The sequence below is a fragment of the Enterococcus sp. AZ149 genome (assembly GCF_051714285.1).
Taxonomy (GTDB): Bacteria; Bacillota; Bacilli; order Lactobacillales; family Enterococcaceae; genus Enterococcus_D; species Enterococcus_D entomosocium.
Genome location: NZ_JBIORO010000001.1, coordinates 2,289,267 through 2,307,733, shown reverse-complemented (window position 1 = coordinate 2,307,733; position 18,467 = coordinate 2,289,267). Strand labels below are relative to the sequence as shown.

Sequence of the window (18,467 nt, the reverse complement as noted above, 5' to 3'; positions counted from 1 at the left end):
TTTTTGTTGGTCAAAAAACCTACATACGGCATCGCAACAGTCAGTTTTGCTTTTTCTTAAACATTGGTTCATTCGGATCAGAATAGTAATCAGGATTGAATTCATCATCGATCGATACCCCGAAAAGAGAAACGAGACTGGGAAGAAACCCAATCACGCCGAGGACGACGGCAACTGGAAGGTAGAATTTTTTACGCTTGTACCACGGAAGCTGCGATTTCTTTTCCATAGGAAATCCCCCTTTTCGCTTAGTGTAACATGTTCTGAGTTAGGTGTGTTAATAATTACCTTCAATACTTAAAAATATACTAAAGCGGTGTATTGGTACATCTGATGGGGCAAAAAGTTTCGCTAGGTAATTCTAGGAAAGGGTCGTTTTTTTTGTCATTGCTGCCAGAATCAAGTTTTTATATAAAAAGGAACCGAGTAAGAAAGCAATTCTTCTTACTCGGTTCCTTTTATTGAAAATAATCCTTGGCTTGGTCCATCAAGGTTTGAAAGTCTGATTCGTTTTTTCTTATTGCCTCTGTTAGGGTAAACAAATAACCGTTGGGGTCTTTGATGGTCATTTCAAGGGCATTCCAAGGCTTTTCCATCAAAGGTTCCACGATCCACTTTGAGGGAATTTTCTGAGCGATATTCTGAAGATCATTCATCGCTACATTCAAAATTGCCCCATCGCCAACAGTGAACGCTTCTGCTGCAATCAGCATCAAATCTTGGTAGTCAGCAAGACGCAGGTGGTCCATCATCACTTGATTTTCTTGATTGCGAAACTGATACAATGACTGGAAACCCAAGATTTCTGTGAACCATTTCGATGATTGCACAATATCTTTTGTCTTCATTTGGTAAAACATTGGCATAACATAAACTTTCATTTTGACACCTCCTCTTGATTAGAGGATACCGCTTGACGCAGCGTCAAAGTCAATAGACATTTTCGTATTGAAGCAAAGCTTGATAATGGCGTTTCTTTGGCACTTAAGTCAAGGAAAAATGGGCAATAATTTTTTGACTCACTTCATCAGGTGACAAGTGGGTATTGTTGATTTTCAGCGAAGGAATTGTTGGGAAAAGGGTAGTTAATTCCTGTGGCAGGCTTTCTAAGCGATAGTTTTCATACGAAGACAAAAGCTCATTTCTAGAAAAAGCCAGCGCTCTTTTTGACGGCTTTGCGGCTAAACGGTCCTCATGGCAATTGCGCTTTAAACGTTCCTCAATATCAGCCACTAATTCGATAAAATAGACCTCTTGTCGGGCATCGGTAAATAGTTGGGCGATCTCTTGTAAAAAAGCTAAGTCTCCCGCTTGATCGAAATCAATCAAAACCGTAAAGATGATTGATTTTGTCGTATTATTGGCTTCATTATGAACAAAGGCTTTGAAGAGTTCGATCCGCGTTTGATTAGACAAAGCAAATGCTGCTGGGCTATAGCCAAGAAAATTCGCAAAAAGATCAATGGTCTGGTGATTGAATAATAGTTTTGCATCCAATCGTTTTTCCAGTTCTTTCCCCACAGTCATTTTTCCTACCGCTTGCGCGCCAATCAAGACGATCAATGACATCACAACACATCCTTTTTATCAATCGTAACAAAGGTGGGCTATCGTGTAAATCGGTTCTTAGAAAGAAACGATTGAGAAGCTGGAGTTTTTTATGTGGAAACCAAGGATGCTCTTTTTTTAGGTAAGAAGGAATGAGCGAAATTTCTCCGAGACAGGAAAAAAGATCATACAGCATAGTAGCACGGTCTGGAACAACAAAATGACTAGTAGATTGATCGTTTCAAATCGTGAATAAAGATAGAAGTGGATCAGCCATTCGAAGACATTGACAAGGACTAAATAAAGGTAGTGCGCTTTTTTGACCTTGCAGTTTTTCAACCAATAATAGCTTAAGTAATAATCCAACAAGACCATCAGCAGTAGAAAAAGTTTACTGAAAGCCGTCAGATTGTCATGCTGGGAGGCGAGTTTTTGAAAAAACAACAAAAGTGTGGGAGTGGGAATATAAATGATCAATAGGGATAGAAAAAACATAGATAAATTAGCAAATTTGACCGTGCACGTCAATTGATTTCATTATCGAATATTTCGATAATGGATGTTTGGCATTGATTGAAGGAAAGTGGGGCATGGAAAGTCGGCGACCATTGATTCAACAAATCGCTGATAGTGAAGGATGATTTAGGGGGAAGAAAAAAGAAATACTCCCTTTCCTTAATGGAAAAGGGAGTAGAGGGATTGATCCAACGGAAACATCTAACCCCATGTCTCATTGAGTTTATCCGCATAAAACAAAAGTGCCTGTCGGTAAGACTGGATGTCTGGATCGCTAGAGGTTTCGGCAAGCAGGGTCAATAATCGTTCAGCGGCTTGCTCATACTCGGCTAGATTAAACAGTGTCATGGCATAGAAGGTTTGCAAAGCATGATTTTTTGGAAACAGCTGCATCGCGTGTACAAACACTTCTTCGGCTTTTTGATACTTGCCGAGGGCACGATAGGTGCTGCCTAGACCTAGGTAGGCATCTGGCAAGTCGTTTTCTGATAAACCTAACGCGATTGCTTGTTCATAATAAGGAATTGCCTGTTGTTCTTCCCCTAAAAGATCATAGCTCCAAGCCGTTTGGTAGTGGACAAAGGCATCTTGGGGATTTTCGGCAGCTAATTGAATCAATTGTTCATTTGATTGTTGCAGCTTTTTTTCAGCCCGCAGTTGGATCGCAGCAGCTAGTCGTTCATTCATTGGTTCGAAGCTCCTTTTCAAATAGTAGAAAATGACACGGATAACTTGCGAGCCTAGCTAAGGGGAAAGATCAGCCCAGCTTTCACCTGCAAAGGAAAAACCGCATGCTTCATACAGCTTGTAGGCTGGCTGATTTTCAACCGTCACTACCAGATAAAGGTGAGTGAGTCCCATGGCTTTTGCTCGTTGGATCACTTCATTCATCATTAGTTTGGATAAGCCTTTGCCTTTAAAGGCTGCGCTCATAACAACAAATAATAGCAGGGGAAGCTCTTGAAACGTGCTGGTTACTACGGCACCGATAGGATAATTATCCATTTGCAACCGAAAAGAAAGCTCTGGACTCAAGGGACCGTATTTTCCGTCAGCAGTCTCTCTCAGCTCTCTTTGCCAGTCAGCAATCGATTCCCCTTCGTCATCCGTCGTTTCATGATAGGCCGAATAAAAAAGTTCTGCGACACTTCGAGAATCCGGGATAAAGGGGTCAAAAGAAAGGGCGGATTCTTGTAAAGCTTTGGGGGTATGTTGTAAGTCACAAGCCATAATGATTCGTTTCATAGAAGCACTCCTCTCTGCTCGTTTCATTTATTATAGCAGAGCAAAGCTTTCTCAAGATCGTTTTTTTCTAATGAAAGCCCAGATACAACGAATTCCTTCGTAGATTGCAGTAAAGACAGCAACCAGAAACAAAAACGACATGTAATGGATCAAAAAAGCCAGTTGAAACCACAAGCCATAGACCATCGGCAGGACGACGAGCAAACAAATTCCTAATTCGATGTTTCGCTTTCTTCTTATTTGAAACCAACGTTCATCTGACATCCTTTTTTCCTCCTGTTCATTCTTTACACACGCTCTCGGATAAATATCCATCTTTTTATAAAATATTCAATATAGTTGCGATATTTTGATTAAAAACTAGAAAATTAGTTTATTTTTTGGTATTCTTGAAGATAAGATTAGAAATAGCTGTTGTTTTTTATTTTGACTTATTATCCCACGAAAGACAAGGTGAGCTCAATGGAAAGAAAACCGATGTATTTAAAAAATGGGCTTCCCCTAACAATGGAGCCCGGTAAGATTTATACATGCCTTTACCGAGGCGGTTATTTCATTTGTGAAGAAAAGGGCCAACCGCTGCCATCGATAAAAAGAGAAGCGAAATAAGCGAACTTCTCACTTAAGATTTGTCAGGGATCGAACGGGTTGTTGGAATTGTTATCTCCTTTTTGGTACCAATCAAATGATGTCTAGCATTTTCAAAAAATCTCAACGTTCTTCATTCAGACCATTCTAAGGCTTAAATTGATTTTGACCGATTTCAATTTAGTAAGAACAATCCGATCACTGACAAATGTTAGGTGAAAAGTCCCCAAGAGACTGAACGAATAGTAATGGTTATTCGGACAGCCAAGAGCAGTGGAATTACGAGCGAACATACAATAGTAGAAATCGTCTTTTTCTCATAAAAAACGATTCTACTTGAAGGAAACATTTTTTTTTGCTATAATAGTTCAGGAATTGAAAAATAAAATAGACAAAGGTTGAGCATTTTTTATGCTTCAAGGATCAGGTTTGCCAAGGGGTGAGGCAAACATTCTTGGAGGAATGCTGGCCTTTTTTTTGTTATCAGCATACTTCTTCGTGAGGTATGCTTTTTTTGTTTATTTTTCAGTTGAGAATATAAATCACTATGGGAGGGAAATCGATGAGAGAAGCTTTGACTCGTTTACGAGAAGCAGAAGAAGCCAATGAACAGCAATTGCTCGCTTTGAAAAAAGAACTGCAGTCGGAAGAAGCGCAGCAGCAACAAGCATTGCAAGAGCGGGCTTCCGCTTTGGAAGAAGCCCTTGCTCAGGAACAAGCAACAGTCGAAGACCAGTTGCAACAGTCACTAGAAGCACAAAAGCAGCAGCTGGCAAAAGAGACCCAGCAAGTGTTAGATCGTTACCAAAAAAATATGCAAAGCTTCCAAGAGCAAGCGGTTCAACAGATCGTTGAAGGAGTGATCGGAACTTATGGCAGTAACCAAACTAAATAAACTAACGTTGATCACCCCGAAGCACTACCAAGAAAGGGTATTGACGAAGCTGCAAACGATGCAGTTTGTTGAAATCGAGAACGTATTTGAGCAGGAAGCGAACGAAACTTGGCTACGGGAATTTTTTGCAGGAGCCACCCCAGAAGGTGCTTCTCACCAACCAATGATTCGTCGACTGCAAGAAGCAATCCGCTTTATTCGCCAAAATGGTGATGCGAAAAAAGGCATAGAATGGCAACGAGATGCCTTGCGGCTGTCGGACTTTGAAACAAGCTTCGATGAAGCAGCAGCATTAACGGAGCTGGTTGAAGTCGAGAATTTGCAGGAGCGCTGGCTAGAGACGATCGAAGCGATCGAAGCAGCGACGCAGTCGGAAGAATGGGCGACACAATGGCAAAATCTTGACGTACCCTTGGAGATCGAAGCGCCTGCACATACAAGTTTTTTTGCTGGGAGTGTCGAAGGTCCACGCTGGGAAGATCTAGCTGAAGCCTTGCGTCAATTGGAAGAGGTTCATATCGAAGTGATCTATTCTGAACCCAAAAAAGTCAATTTCAGCTGCCTGTTTTTAACAGCGATCGAAGAGCGAGTGTTCCAATTGTTTCACCGATATGGGGTGAAGAAAGAAACCGGTCTAACATCCGAATCACCAAAAGTGGTTTTGCAAAACGCGAAACAAGCGTTGACTTCCTTGACCCAGCAGCGCAAAGAACTGATTACAGAAATCAGTCAGCACAAACAACGGCTGATCCTGTTGCAGCAAGCGGAAGAACTGTTTTTGACTCGTGAGAATCGAGCAATGATGCAGCAGCGCTTAGCAGCTGGTCAGACCTTTGCCCTCTTGCGCGGCTGGATCGCAGAAAAGGATCAACCGTTAGTGGCGGAAATGGTCCAAGAATCCTTTGCCAACGAGATTTACTATTCGTTTGAAGAACCCACTGCAGAGGAGATCGCTGCTAATCAAGTGCCAACGAAGCTAAAAAACGCCTCGTTTATTCAACCCTTTGAAATGTTGACGGAGATGTACAGCCTGCCAAAATACGATGAGATCGATCCAACCCCATGGATGACACCTTTTTACTATGTTTTCTTTGGCATGATGGTGGCTGACTTAGGGTATGGTGCATTAATGGCTGTAGCGACCACGATCGGGCTGCACGCCATGCGATTGCCCAAAGGGACCAAACGGTTTCTGAAATTGTTCCAGATTTTGTCCGTGCCAACTATGATTTGGGGCGCAATCTACGGCTCCTTCTTTGGCGTTACACTGCCCTTCCAACTTTTATCGCCCTCCGAAGATTTTATGGCGATCTTTGGTCTATCCATGATTTTTGGTGGGATCCAACTGTTTACAGGCCTTTATTTAGCAGCTAAAGAAAATATCCGCAAAAAGGATCTTTTAGGTGCAGTCAACGAAGGCTTTGCGTGGCTAGGACTTTTGAGTGGTCTTTTAGTGGCCGCCGCAGGCAATCTTTTGATCGATGTCCCAGCACTAACAAACGTCGGCTTGATCTTAGCAGGCTTTAGTGCCTTATTGATCATCGTGGTACCGATTCTGAAAGGGAAAACCAAAGTGGGCGGCTTCTTTTTAGGGTTGTATGACTTGTACGGTGTGACCAGTTACATCGGCGACTTTGTCAGCTACAGCCGCTTGATGGCATTAGGGATCTCCGGTGGGAGTATCGCAGCAGCTTTCAACTTATTGGTGGGCTACTTGCCGCCAGCCGCTCGTTTTTCTGTAGGCATTCTCTTATTGGTTGTCCTGCAAGCTTTAAACATCTTTTTATCGTTGCTGAGTGCGTATGTGCATGCCGCTCGTTTACAATATGTAGAGTTTTTCGGGAAATTTTTCACTGGTGGGGGGCGCCAATTTGAAACCTTCAAGCCAAGTGAGAAATACGTTGATTTTGATAAAGAAAATGGAGGAGACAATAAATGATTGATTACTTAATTAATAATAATGGTGGTATGGTGTTTGCAATTATCGGAATGGGGATCGCTACGATCTTTTCTGGGATCGGTTCAGCCAAAGGGGTGGGCCAAACTGGTGAAGCAGCGGCAGCCTTAACGACGAATCAGCCGGAGAAGTTTGGACAAGCCTTGATTTTACAATTACTTCCCGGAACGCAAGGGCTATACGGATTCGTTATTGCGTTTATGATCTATGGTAGCTTAAGTGGTGAAATGTCGACAGTGACTGGTATGGCGTACTTGATGGCCTCACTGCCAGTTGCCTTTACTGGCTTATTCTCAGGAATGGCCCAAGGGAAGGTCGCTGCAGCTGGGATTCAAATTTTAGCGAAGAAACCAGAGCATTTCTTTAAAGGGGTCATGTTCTCAGTAATGGTTGAGATGTATGCCATCTTAGGATTTGTTATTTCTTTCTTACTTTTAGGAACGATTTAAAGGGGGCGAAGGTATGGACGCAATCGACAAAATGATTGCTGAACTAGACCAAGAAGCGCAGACAAAACGGGAACGTTTGGCTGCCGCTGAACGTGCTAGGATCAGTGAAACGATGGCACGTGACTGGGCGAAAAAAGAGTCGGACTTGCAGCTTCGTGCCCAGCAAACAAAAAAGCAAGCCGAAAAACATTATCAGCAAGCCCTGAATCGCCAAGCAAGTGCCGCTAAGCAGCAGCAAATGGTGAAACAAAACGAATACCTGACACAACTTTTTGAGCAAGCGTATCAAAAAATGGTTGCCTGGACGCCAGAAGAGCTGCAGTCATTTGCTGAAAATGTGCTGCAGCAGTTGCCGATCAGTGGGACGGTGACCTTCCACGCTGGTCCTGAGCAAGCAGCCCATCTAGATGCCGCTTGGCTTACGTCTTGTCAATCAAAACTACCGTATCAAATCAAAGCAGGCGCACCATTGACAGAAGCGGGCTTTTTGGTAGATGACAACGGCATTCAATACAATTTTACCTATCAGGTACTGCTTGATGAATACAAGAAAGAAACCCGAGAACGGTGGTTGCAGATCATACAACAAGGAGGTTGATCCATGAGGAACTATCATCAATTGAATCCAATCATTCGGCTGAAAGAGATGACGTTGTTAAAGTCGCAAGAAGTCGAGCAAATGATTGCGGCAAAAGGGTTTGCTGAAGTCGAAGCTGTCTTGCAGCAGACCCATTATCAACGCTATTTGAAGCCGGATTTTCATGAACGATTCGAAACCTATCTCGATGAAGAATTGTTAAAGACGATCAAAGAATTGGCCGAGCTGGTTCCTGATCAAGAGATCCTCCGACTGTATATGATGCCTTTTACTTTCCATAATCTAAAAGTCTTGACCAAAGAGTCAGTCACTAAAAAAGATTATAATCATCTACTGATCGAAGATGGTTTTTACACGATCGATGAGTGTCGGACCGCCATCAAAACGGGAACCTCAGAGGTATTGCCTGAGAAAATCGTGACTACGATCCAAGAGGTGCGGGAGTACTTAGAAGGCGGCGCCGTGCTGCAAGGCATCGATATCATTTACGATCGCCGGTATTTACATGAACAACGGCGACTGGCAGATGAAATCAAGATCCCTGAGCTACAAGAAGCTGTAATCAAGATGATCGATCTGACCAATCTAACGATCGCCGCTCGTTGTGTACTTCAAAAACGATCGCGCAGTTTTATGGAGGCAGTCCTAGTGAGTGTCGGCAGTATCCCGAAAGAAGAATTTTTAGCGTTTGCGGATGCGTCCTATAGCGACTTTTTAGCCTTCTTATTAGAAAGTGATTATCAGGAAGTGTTGCGACCTTTGATTCATGAACAGGTGATCGACTTTGCTGGCTTGGCACTTTTACAAGACAATTTGATCACAGAAAGCTATGGTCAAGCTCAAACGGATGCTTTAGGACCACTGCCTTTACTCGCATTTTTGAATGCTAAGGTTTTGGAACTGCAAAATCTGCGTATCTTGCTGGTAGGCAAACGCAGCGGCTTTACGGAAGAACAAATCAGAGAAAGGATGCGGCACTATGACTCATAAAATCGGCGTGATCGGCGAGAAAGAATCCGTCATTCCTTTTCAACTATTTGGCTTTCAGGTCTGCTATGCCTCGGAAGAAAAAGAAGTGAAGCAGGCGCTGGCAAAATTAATGAAGAACAGTACGATCATCTACCTGACTGAAAAATGTGCAGAGCTGATTCCCGATGAATTAGCAAAAGTCCAACAAAAAATGACACCTGCAGTCATCTTGATCCCTGATTACGATGGTTCCCGAGGAATCGGCAAACGAATGATTCAAGAAAATGTCGAAAAAGCAGTTGGGCAAAACATACTATAGAGAGGAGCCGATGTTGTGGAAAAAGGAACAATTATTAAAGTATCCGGTCCATTGGTGTTAGCCAAAAATATGGGCCATGCAAGTTTAGAAGATATCTGTTATGTAGGAGATTTAGGCGTGGTCGGTGAGATCATCGAAATGCGCGGCGACGTCGCTTCGATCCAAGTCTATGAAGAAACGTCCGGGATCGGACCTGGTGAACCAGTCGAAACCACCGGTGAACCGCTATCCGTAGAATTGGCGCCTGGGATCATGTCACAAATGTTTGATGGCATCCAACGTCCCTTAGAAACCTTCATGTCTGTCACCCAAAGCAACTTCTTGACTCGTGGGGTGCAATTGCCTGCGTTGGATCATGAGAAAAAGTGGCCTTTTGTACCGACTGTGGAAGTCGGCGCGGCAGTCAGTACCGGGATGGTCATCGGCACCGTGCAAGAAACACCATTGATCAATCACAAGATCATGGTTCCTCATGGCGTTTCAGGAACAGTCAAGGCTGTTTATGCGGGGGAATTTACGATCGATGAAACGATTTATGTTTTAGATACACCCAAAGGAGAACGGTCTTTCACGATGCTGCAAAAATGGCCCGTTCGTCATAGTCGTCCTGTAAAGCAAAAACTGAATCCAGTCGAACCAATGATTACTGGCCAGCGAGTGATCGACACCTTCTTTCCAATCGCTAAAGGCGGGGCGTCAGCCGTTCCAGGACCTTTTGGTGCAGGGAAGACTGTCGTTCAGCACCAAATCGCCAAATGGGCGGATGTCGACCTAGTCGTCTATGTCGGCTGCGGCGAACGCGGCAATGAAATGACCGATGTAATGAACGAGTTCCCAGAGTTGATCGACCCTCGCAGTGGTGAATCTTTAATGGCGAGAACCGTGTTGATCGCTAACACCTCCAATATGCCGGTAGCCGCTCGGGAAGCGTCGATTTATACTGGGATCACGATTGCGGAATACTTCCGAGACATGGGGTATTCCGTGGCGATCATGGCGGATTCCACCTCACGTTGGGCAGAAGCACTGCGGGAAATGTCTGGTCGTCTGGAAGAAATGCCCGGGGATGAAGGGTATCCGGCTTACTTAGGCAGCCGCTTGGCAGAGTATTATGAGCGTTCTGGAAAAGCGATTTGCTTAGGTTCTGATCAAGAAGGCAGCATCACTGCCATCAGCGCTGTTTCACCATCAGGCGGTGATATTTCAGAACCAGTTACCCAAAATACGTTGCGGGTCGTTAAAGTCTTTTGGGGCTTAGATGCCACCTTAGCGCAAAAGCGTCATTTTCCATCGATCGATTGGTTGAAGAGCTATTCTTTATACGAAAACGAATTGGGTGCCTTTTTGGACCAACAAATGCAAGTAGATTGGTCCAAACAAGTAACAGAAGCCATGCGGATGCTGCAAAAAGAATCTGAGTTGTCAGAGATCGTGCGACTTGTCGGCATCGACGCTTTATCCGAAAAAGATCAGTTATTGCTAGAAACCACCAAGTCTTTGCGAGAAGATTTCTTGCAGCAAAACGCTTTTGACGACGTTGATACGTTTACCTCTCGTGAAAAGCAGTTCAAAATGCTGGAAACGATCTTGCTGCTCCACAAAGAAGCGGAAGATGCGTTGACACTAGGTGCGTATCTTTCAGAAATCTATGCAGGGACCGAAGAATTGCGAGACAAAGTGGCACGTATGAAGTACCTGCCTGAAGCAGAATTAGCAAAAATTCCTGCGTTGCATCAAGAGATCAAAGCAACGATGAAAGAAATTTTACAGAAAGGAGACCGCACTGATGATCAAGGAATATAAAACGATTGGAGAAGTCGTCGGACCATTGATGGCCGTCGATCGCGTCTCCGGTGTCAAATACGAAGAGTTGATCGAAGTCCGCATGCAAAACGGCGAAACGCGGCAAGGACAAGTACTTGAGATCCAAGAAGACAAAGCGTTGGTCCAAATTTTTGAAGGAACCGGCGGGATCAATTTGCGGGAATCTGCGGTCCGCTTTTTAGGACATCCTTTGGAATTAGGCGTTTCCGAGCAAATGATCGGGCGAGTCTTTGACGGCTTAGGTCGGGTCAAAGATGGCGGAGTAGAGATCGTCCCAGAAAAATTTATGGACATCAACGGCGAAGTGATTAATCCAGCAGCGCGGGATTATCCTGATGAGTTTATTCAAACGGGGATCTCATCGATCGACCACTTGAATACGCTCGTTCGGGGACAAAAGCTACCGATTTTTTCTGGATCTGGTCTGCCTCATAAAGAATTGGCTTCGCAAATTGCGCGTCAAGCACAAGTGTTGAATTCAGAAGATGATTTCGCTGTTGTGTTTGCTGGCATCGGGATCACCTTTGAAGAAGCTGAATATTTCATGGAAGATTTTCGTCAAACGGGCGCCATCGACCATTCTGTCGTCTTTATGAATCTAGCCAATGACCCAGCGATCGAGCGGATCGCTACTCCCCGAATGGCACTGACGGCGGCCGAATACTTGGCTTATGAAAAGGGCATGCATGTCTTGGTGATCATGACGGATATGACCAACTACTGTGAAGCTTTGCGGGAGATCTCCTCTGCTCGTCGTGAAGTGCCAGGACGTCGCGGCTATCCTGGGTATCTATATACCAATCTATCCACGTTATATGAACGTGCTGGACGGATTCGCGGCTTGAAAGGTTCAGTGACCCAGCTGCCGATTTTGACCATGCCAGAAGATGACAAAACCCATCCGATTCCCGATTTGACCGGCTATATCACCGAAGGACAAATCATCTTGTCTCGTGATTTGTATAAAAACGGCATCCAGCCGCCCATCGATGTCTTGCCGTCATTGTCACGGTTAAAAGATAAAGGGACCGGCGAAGGCAAGACACGCAAAGACCATGCCGCAACGATGAACCAGTTGTTTTCTGCGTATGCTCAAGGAAAGCAAGCCAAGGAATTGGCAGTCGTTTTAGGAGAATCGGCATTGTCGGAAGTAGATAAAACCTATGCCAAATTTGCAGAACGCTTCGAAAATGAATACTTGAACCAAGGGTACCGCACCAACCGTTCGATTATCGAAACCTTGGAATTAGGGTGGGACTTGTTGGCGATGCTGCCAAAAGTCGAACTGAAGCGGATCAGCGATGCCTTACTGGCGGAATACTTACCGGGAGAGGAGAACAATGGCGCAAAAAACCGTTAATCCAACCCGCATGGAGCTGTCGCGCCTCAGCAAACAATTGGCGACAGCCAAACGCGGACATAAATTATTAAAAGACAAACAAGACGAACTCATGCGTCAATTTATTGAATTGATCAAAAAGAATGACCACTTGCGTAAAGAAGTAGAAGAACAATTGCAGCGTGCCATGAAGGCATTTCGCTTAGCCAATGCCACGATCAATGAAAAATACATTGAAGAAATGTTTATTTTACCAGCAACTGAGGTCTCCCTTGAGTTATCCACGAAAAATATCATGAGTGTGGAAGTGCCAGTGATGCATTTTGATTATGACGATACGGTGATGCAAGCGCCGATCGAATATGGCTTTTTGAATTCCAATGTTCCGTTAGATAATGCGGTCGCCCGTTTTACCGACGCCATGCCGAAGCTGTTGGAGCTAACGGAAATCGAAAAGACCTGTCAATTGATGGCAGGGGAAATCGAACGTACTCGCCGACGCGTCAATGCCCTAGAATATTTGACGATTCCCGAGCTGGAAGAAGCCATTTATGGAATCAAAATGCGGCTGGAAGAAAATGAACGAGCAAACGTAACAAGAATGATCAAAGTGAAGAATAAATCAAAATAAAATGGTATGATAAGTGAAAAACAACTGCAATAAACTAGGATTACCAAGCCATTGGTTTTTGCAAAAGGTCAAAGGAAATGAAAATGAAAAAAAGAAATCGTTTGAAAAAAAAGCTGGCATCGCAACGCTTTTTGATTCCGCAGATCGTCACACTGGTCTTCGTTTTGTTGATATTGGCAGGAACTGGCTTACTGATGCTGCCGGCTGTCACCCAAAGTGGTGAAGGTACCAACTTTTTAGATGCACTGTTTACTGCCACATCGGCTGTTTGCGTGACGGGTCTTTCGACCTTGACAGTAGCCGACCATTACAATCTCTGGGGCCAAGGGGTCTTGCTGATGTTGATTGAGATCGGTGGGATCGGCTTCATGTCGATTCCCGTCTTCTTTTACATCTTGGCGAGAAAAAGAGTCCATCTTAGTACCAGGATGATTTTGCGGGAATCATTGAATCTGGATCGGATGTCTGGAGAGATCCATTTGGCATGGTACCTGATTCGGATCGCCTTTTTGATCCAAGTCAGCGGGATTATCTTGCTGGCTTTTGCATTCGTGCCCCGTTTTGGTTGGGAGCAAGGCCTTTGGTACAGTGTTTTTCATGCGATCTCGGCCTTTTGTAATGCTGGGTTTGATTTGTTCGGAAACAGCATGGTAGGGTTTCAAAATGACCCGTTTGTGCTGGGGATTATCAGTTTCTTGATCATTGCCGGCGGTCTTGGGTTTCTCGTTTGGTTCGATCTCCTGCATACGGCGTCCAAAAAACGGTCCCTGCATAGCCGCTTGGCATGGAACGCTATGATCGTTTTGGTGGTTTTTGGAACGGCAGGGTTCTTTTTGACCGAAGCCAATTCACAGTTGATCACGGGTGACTCGGTCATCGAACGTTTTTTCCAATACCTCTTCTTAGCGGTCACCCCAAGAACCGCGGGATTTTTCAGTATTGATTACGGACAAATGAGTCAAGCAGGCTTGATGCTGACGATGATTTTAATGTATATCGGCGGGACCTCGGGATCAACGGCTGGGGGATTGAAGACAACGACGTTTGCAGTCTTGATCATCAAGATCCGCAGTTTATTGAAAGGGCGCAGTCGAGCGGAAGTGTTCGGTCGCACGATCAAAGAATCTGCTGTATCGCGTGCCTTTACGTTGTTCTTCCTTACATTGACGTTATGCTTCGTAGCGATTTTCTTATTGTCGATCACTGAGCGTATGCCACAAAACCCAAACTTTGGATTACCAACCATTGCCTTTGAAGTTTTTTCCGCTTTTGGAACCGTGGGGTTGACCATGGGGTTGACGCCTTACTTGTCGGTTTTTGGCAAACTATTGATCATTTTTTTGATGTTCATTGGTCGAGTTGGCATCATGACCGTTGCTTTTTCACTGATGAAAAAAGCCAACAAACAAGAAGCCGGCTACAAATATCCTGATGAAACCGTGATGATCGGGTAACGAAACAGGGAAACGAAGCACGCTTCGTTTCCCTGTTTTTCGTTTATTGAAGTACTTCTAACATCACATCTCGTTGGTCATCGCTGACATTCCCCGCATAATTTGGTGTGATTAAAGATAGACCACCCTCTTTATTTGTAAATAGGTACAGGTTTTGGTTAAAATCAGGATTTCCATTGGAAGTGATCCCTTTCGAAAAGGTCAACTGAGTGTTCACTTTTACTGTGCGAATCTCATTGTTTTTCGCAGAAAACACGCGAATCTCTTTTGTTGCGATCGTATCGACTTGTGCTTCATAGCTTGCGCTGTCGCCGATCGAAATGATCAATGGGCTCGTATTTTGAATCGTGACAGCATCTGGTACATTGACGCCATGGAAATAAAAAGTCAGTGAAGGGCCATATTGGGAAAGATCAACGGCATATGGAAACTCATTGGTGGATACTGAGCTTGCTGTTGTTTGCGTTGCGTCAGAGTGATCCGTCGATTGCTGGCTTGTGGTTGAAGTTTTTGAAGTAGAGGTTGAATCTAATGAACTACTTTCAGTCGTTTGCGCCGTCGTGCTTTTTTTGCTTTCAGTAGACACACGACTCTGACTTAGCTCGCTTGTTGATTGCGCGGTATCTTTTTCGTTGTTACAGCCTGTCAAAAGCCCCAGACTGACGAGCGTCAGTGTGCCAATCAAAGAAAATGTTTTTTTCATTGTTTACTTCATCCTTTCCTTAGAATACTAAAGCATCTAAAACAAGCAAACTATTGTGGCGAAATGCACAATTTTGCTGACATAGCGTTTAAATATTCTTTAATGTTAAAGATATTTTAATCCAGAACACTGAAAAAGAATAGGAAGTTTTTGCTGAATTTTTCGTCAATTCTATCATAAAATATTCATTAACGTCCGCAGCAGCTGGCTAGTTTTGTATAATAAAGTTTCAGCCATAGTGGCGAAGCTTTCTGGCGGCTTGCGTAACGCAGGGATCTAGATTAAAATACCTTGGTATAGGAGAATGGGGTGGTGAAGAGGATGGAAAAAGAACGGATGGGCCAATGGTTAGCCTTCACGAATCAGCATCAAACGATCGAAGCTCGCTTGGAACAAGCCCTCAAAGCAGAAAGCAATCTGTCTTTGAATGAGTATTACGTGCTTTATTACTTAGAAAAGACCCCCAATCATAGCATGCGCCTCAACGATTTGATCGCCCATTTTGATTTGAGTCAAAGTGCGATGTCACGCATGATCATGCGCATGGAAGACAACCTGTGTGGTGTGATCGAACGGCATTCTTGTCAAGAGGATAAGCGGGGGATCTATATTGATTTGACCCAATCAGGGGAAAAGAAACTGCAGCGCTCAAAAGTCGTTTTTGAAAAAGTCTTGGAGGAAATGCTAGACTAAAGATGTTTTCACTTGTTTTCTCCTTGATTCTTTTGTAATATAGATGCATGTGCATGTATATTTTGGCAAAAGAGAAAAAAATGCACCGATTTGCTTTAAGGATCTCCTTAGGTAACCAAGCCAGTCAGATTTACAAAGCGAAATGAATCCAATGGAAAAGGCGGGAAACCCATGCGAAATGTAACAGACAAAGCAACATTTAAGCGCGGATTACAGTTGAAAAATCGAATCATTATGGCACCAATGACGACCAAGATGTCCTTCTTTGATGGGGTGATTACGAAAGATGAGTTGGCTTACTATGGCTTACGCTCTGGGGAAGTCGGAGCAGTCATCACAGCGGCAGCCAATGTCCAAGAAGATGGCAAGGGCTGGGAAGGGGAATTAGGCGCTTATGACGATGCCTTTTTACCTGGATTAAGCAAATTAGCCAGCACCATCAAAACAAATGGGACCAAAGCCATTTTACAGATTTTTCATGCCGGTCGGATGACGGATGACTCAGTTTTACGAGGCACACAACCCATATCCGCCAGCGCGGTTGCAGCTGAACGACCAAATGCCCAAGTTCCCCGGGAAGTTACGGTGGATGAGATATTAGCGATTATTGAAAACTTTAAAAAAGCTACCGAACGGGCGATCAAGGCGGGGTTTGATGGCGTAGAACTCCACGGAGCCAATACGTATTTGATCCAACAATTCTTTTCTCCTCACTCAAATCGTCGATCCGATGAATGGGGTGGCTCACTAGAGAACCGTTATCGTTTTATTGAGAAGCTCGTCGATGAAGTATTGGAAACAGTAGACCAATCAGGTGTGAAGGAGTTTATCGTCGGTTATCGGTTTTCACCGGAAGAATTCGAAGAACCAGGGATTCGCTTTGAAGATACGTTGTTCTTAGTGGACCAACTGGCAGAAAAAGGATTAGACTATCTGCACATTTCTCTTGCGGATTATACCCGTAAATCGATTTCAAAAGCGTATCAAGAAAAATCAATGTTGGCGTATGTCTATGAAAAAATCGCTCAGCGGGTTCCTTTGATTGGTGTAGGGGATGTCCGAACGTCGAAAGATGCCGCGGGCTTGCTAGAACATGCAGATTTTGTTGCAGTGGGGCGGGCATTGTTGATTGATCCTCATTGGGGACAAAAAGTCTTAGACGGTCAAGATGAGTTGATCCGCACCACGGTTTCTACTTACGAACGTGAGGAACTCGTATTACAAAACGGCGTTTGGGGTTTTATGGAAAACATGATGCCAGATCGACTAAATGAAGAAAAATAAGTAGACAACCACCTTTGCCTTGGGCAAAGGTGGTTTTTCGCGATTGCCCCTCATTTGGGTCACGTTGAGAAAAGCTGTTTTTTTCTCTAATGAAACCTTGTTAGCTTCAAAATGGCGAATCAAGAGAAGAATGTGAGAAACAAGCCTGTAATCGGAAGAAAGAGCGTGGAAAGATTTTTTTAGTTAAAATACACGAATGAATTTTTGTTTTATTTTAATAAATAGTCAAACAATTCAGAATCATTCATTTTTCTTACAAAAAGATAGCGCAAGTCGAGTTGATTGATAAAAAAACAATCAGTTGTTAGACTGAATACAGGTTAAAAAAACAAAAAGGGGATGTAATGATGAAAAAAGGATTCAGAAATTATTTAGGTTCAGATGAGCGGGAGGCAGGCTATAATTTGTCTTGGGGTTCTATCTTTGCAGGGGTCGTAACATTTATCGCATTGTTCATGACACTGTCAATGATCGGCTCAGCAATCGGTTTTGGTTTGGTGGAACCAACATCAAATAATCCATTAGATGGTGTGGGTACAGGATTATTGATTTGGACAGTCATTACCTTTGTCTTGGCATTATTCGGTGCAGGTTTTGTTTCAGGTGTGGCGGCTCGACGTGTTGGATTGGTTCATGGTTTCTTAACATGGGCAACTAGTATGATCGTGATGATGGTTATGCTCTCTTACTTAACGATCGGTGCATTTTCTGTAGTCGGTTCACTTTTAGGAAACGTTGCTTCTGCTGTTGGCAGTGGCGTTGAAACAGTTGCCTCAGGTGCTGGCGATGTCGCTTCAAAAGCCTTCGATGAAATAACAGGAAACATGGAAGACGTCAATACAGATGAATTACAAGCGAATGTCAATGATGTTTTACAAGATACCGATGTTCCTGAATTGCAACCAGACTACTTGCAAAATCAATTGTCTGATGCGACGAACGACATCAAAGATGCCGGCAAAGACATTGCAACCAATCCAAATGATGCTGATAAAATCATTGATGATTTAGCAAGCAAATTACAAGATCGTGCTACAACGATCGGTGATTCAGTCGATAAAGAAGCAATCTCAAATGCAGTGGCTCAAAACACAGATCTAAGCCAACAAGAAGCGGAAGAAGCAACGAACAATATCGTGAACGGCTTACAAGATGCTTCTGATGAAGCACAAAAACAAATCGAAAATGCACAACAAAATCTTGAACAAGCCAAACAAGACATTGACCAAGCAGTGGAAGACGCTCGTCAAAAAGCGGAAGAAGCAAGTGATGCAACAGCCAAAGCGTCTATTTGGGGCTTTGTGGCAATGGTCTTAGGACTCGCTCTTACGTCAATCGGTGGTATGGTGGGAGCAAACTTAGTTAAAACTGCTGACCACGAAAACCGTATCTAATTTTACCTCTCATCAAGAGAGCTAGTGATTTATAAACCAGTGAACAGCGTTCTGCCAAAGA

21 protein-coding genes and 1 other annotated feature are annotated in these 18,467 nt (G+C 43.8%); of the genes, 13 read left to right on the top strand and 8 right to left on the bottom strand.

Features of this window, described 5'->3' with window-relative positions; all coding sequences use genetic code 11:
- Positions 1-40 precede the first annotated feature (40 nt).
- The 7 genes from IGI94_RS10720 to IGI94_RS10690 all read right to left on the bottom strand — a co-directional run bounded on the left by IGI94_RS10720 (position 41) and on the right by IGI94_RS10690 (position 3,573).
- Positions 41-229 (bottom strand): hypothetical protein, encoded by a 189-nt coding sequence (locus IGI94_RS10720; protein ID WP_005234854.1) that lies wholly within the window; start codon positions 227-229, stop codon positions 41-43.
- Between the two features lie 229 nt (positions 230-458).
- Positions 459-881: a glyoxalase gene (locus IGI94_RS10715; protein WP_005234855.1), complete on the bottom strand. Its 423-nt coding sequence runs from the start codon at positions 879-881 to the stop codon at positions 459-461.
- Positions 882-984: 103 nt separating this feature from the next.
- Complete coding sequence (locus IGI94_RS10710; RefSeq protein WP_008378893.1) at positions 985-1,569, bottom strand: AAA family ATPase; 585 nt, start codon at positions 1,567-1,569, stop codon at positions 985-987.
- A gap of 117 nt (positions 1,570-1,686) precedes the next feature.
- On the bottom strand, positions 1,687-2,043 hold the full coding sequence (locus tag IGI94_RS10705; protein ID WP_438899729.1) for a hypothetical protein: 357 nt from the start codon (positions 2,041-2,043) through the stop codon (positions 1,687-1,689).
- Between the two features lie 222 nt (positions 2,044-2,265).
- Entirely contained in the window at positions 2,266-2,751 is a 486-nt protein-coding gene (locus IGI94_RS10700) for a tetratricopeptide repeat protein (RefSeq protein ID WP_244732133.1), read from the bottom strand.
- 57 nt (positions 2,752-2,808) lie between these two features.
- The gene (locus IGI94_RS10695) at positions 2,809-3,336 is read right to left on the bottom strand and encodes a GNAT family N-acetyltransferase (protein ID WP_016613544.1); all 528 of its coding nucleotides are present in this window, start codon (positions 3,334-3,336) and stop codon (positions 2,809-2,811) included.
- Between the two features lie 24 nt (positions 3,337-3,360).
- Positions 3,361-3,573: a hypothetical protein gene (locus IGI94_RS10690; RefSeq protein WP_008378885.1), complete on the bottom strand. Its 213-nt coding sequence runs from the start codon at positions 3,571-3,573 to the stop codon at positions 3,361-3,363.
- 720 nt (positions 3,574-4,293) lie between these two features.
- Positions 4,294-4,347: a sequence feature (sodium ion sensor (DUF1646 type); this cis-regulatory element may regulate processes involved in with the transportation of sodium ions), on the top strand.
- 112 nt (positions 4,348-4,459) lie between these two features.
- Between IGI94_RS10690 and IGI94_RS10685 the strand changes: the two genes are divergently transcribed.
- From IGI94_RS10685 to IGI94_RS10640, 10 genes are all read left to right on the top strand, one after another.
- Positions 4,460-4,792 carry a hypothetical protein gene (locus IGI94_RS10685; protein ID WP_008378883.1) on the top strand — a complete coding sequence of 111 codons (333 nt, stop codon included), beginning with the start codon at positions 4,460-4,462 and terminating at the stop codon, positions 4,790-4,792.
- Positions 4,770-6,731 (top strand): V-type ATP synthase subunit I, encoded by a 1,962-nt coding sequence (locus IGI94_RS10680; RefSeq protein WP_438899728.1) that lies wholly within the window; start codon positions 4,770-4,772, stop codon positions 6,729-6,731. Before IGI94_RS10685 ends, IGI94_RS10680 begins: the two co-directional genes overlap by 23 nt.
- On the top strand, positions 6,728-7,198 hold the full coding sequence (locus IGI94_RS10675; protein ID WP_005225567.1) for a V-type ATP synthase subunit K: 471 nt from the start codon (positions 6,728-6,730) through the stop codon (positions 7,196-7,198). Before IGI94_RS10680 ends, IGI94_RS10675 begins: the two co-directional genes overlap by 4 nt.
- A gap of 13 nt (positions 7,199-7,211) precedes the next feature.
- Positions 7,212-7,796 (top strand): hypothetical protein, encoded by a 585-nt coding sequence (locus IGI94_RS10670; RefSeq protein WP_438899727.1) that lies wholly within the window; start codon positions 7,212-7,214, stop codon positions 7,794-7,796.
- Positions 7,797-7,799: 3 nt separating this feature from the next.
- A complete protein-coding gene (locus tag IGI94_RS10665) occupies positions 7,800-8,786 on the top strand; it encodes a V-type ATPase subunit (RefSeq protein ID WP_008378876.1) in 987 nt (328 codons plus the stop codon).
- Positions 8,776-9,084 carry a V-type ATP synthase subunit F gene (locus IGI94_RS10660; protein ID WP_005225570.1) on the top strand — a complete coding sequence of 103 codons (309 nt, stop codon included), beginning with the start codon at positions 8,776-8,778 and terminating at the stop codon, positions 9,082-9,084. Before IGI94_RS10665 ends, IGI94_RS10660 begins: the two co-directional genes overlap by 11 nt.
- 15 nt (positions 9,085-9,099) lie before the next feature.
- A complete protein-coding gene (locus IGI94_RS10655; RefSeq protein ID WP_016621536.1) occupies positions 9,100-10,887 on the top strand; it encodes a V-type ATP synthase subunit A in 1,788 nt (595 codons plus the stop codon).
- A complete protein-coding gene (locus IGI94_RS10650) occupies positions 10,871-12,268 on the top strand; it encodes a V-type ATP synthase subunit B (protein WP_061054381.1) in 1,398 nt (465 codons plus the stop codon). Before IGI94_RS10655 ends, IGI94_RS10650 begins: the two co-directional genes overlap by 17 nt.
- Positions 12,249-12,878 carry a V-type ATP synthase subunit D gene (locus tag IGI94_RS10645; protein WP_008378868.1) on the top strand — a complete coding sequence of 210 codons (630 nt, stop codon included), beginning with the start codon at positions 12,249-12,251 and terminating at the stop codon, positions 12,876-12,878. Before IGI94_RS10650 ends, IGI94_RS10645 begins: the two co-directional genes overlap by 20 nt.
- A 77-nt stretch (positions 12,879-12,955) precedes the next feature.
- Positions 12,956-14,332 carry a TrkH family potassium uptake protein gene (locus IGI94_RS10640; RefSeq protein ID WP_438899726.1) on the top strand — a complete coding sequence of 459 codons (1,377 nt, stop codon included), beginning with the start codon at positions 12,956-12,958 and terminating at the stop codon, positions 14,330-14,332.
- A 43-nt stretch (positions 14,333-14,375) separates the two neighbouring features.
- On the opposite strand, the gene IGI94_RS10635 is transcribed toward IGI94_RS10640, so the two are convergent.
- Positions 14,376-15,035: a hypothetical protein gene (locus IGI94_RS10635; protein ID WP_144330511.1), complete on the bottom strand. Its 660-nt coding sequence runs from the start codon at positions 15,033-15,035 to the stop codon at positions 14,376-14,378.
- A gap of 321 nt (positions 15,036-15,356) precedes the next feature.
- On the opposite strand from IGI94_RS10635, the gene IGI94_RS10630 reads away from it, so the two are divergent.
- The 3 genes from IGI94_RS10630 (at position 15,357) to IGI94_RS10620 (ending at position 18,406) form a co-directional block, all read left to right on the top strand.
- Positions 15,357-15,728, top strand: coding sequence for a MarR family winged helix-turn-helix transcriptional regulator (locus IGI94_RS10630; RefSeq protein WP_196044076.1), 372 nt, complete (start codon positions 15,357-15,359; stop codon positions 15,726-15,728).
- 171 nt (positions 15,729-15,899) lie between these two features.
- On the top strand, positions 15,900-17,012 hold the full coding sequence (locus IGI94_RS10625; RefSeq protein ID WP_061054377.1) for an NADH-dependent flavin oxidoreductase: 1,113 nt from the start codon (positions 15,900-15,902) through the stop codon (positions 17,010-17,012).
- A 347-nt stretch (positions 17,013-17,359) separates the two neighbouring features.
- Entirely contained in the window at positions 17,360-18,406 is a 1,047-nt protein-coding gene (locus IGI94_RS10620; protein ID WP_008378859.1) for a hypothetical protein, read from the top strand.
- Positions 18,407-18,467: the final 61 nt, after the last annotated feature.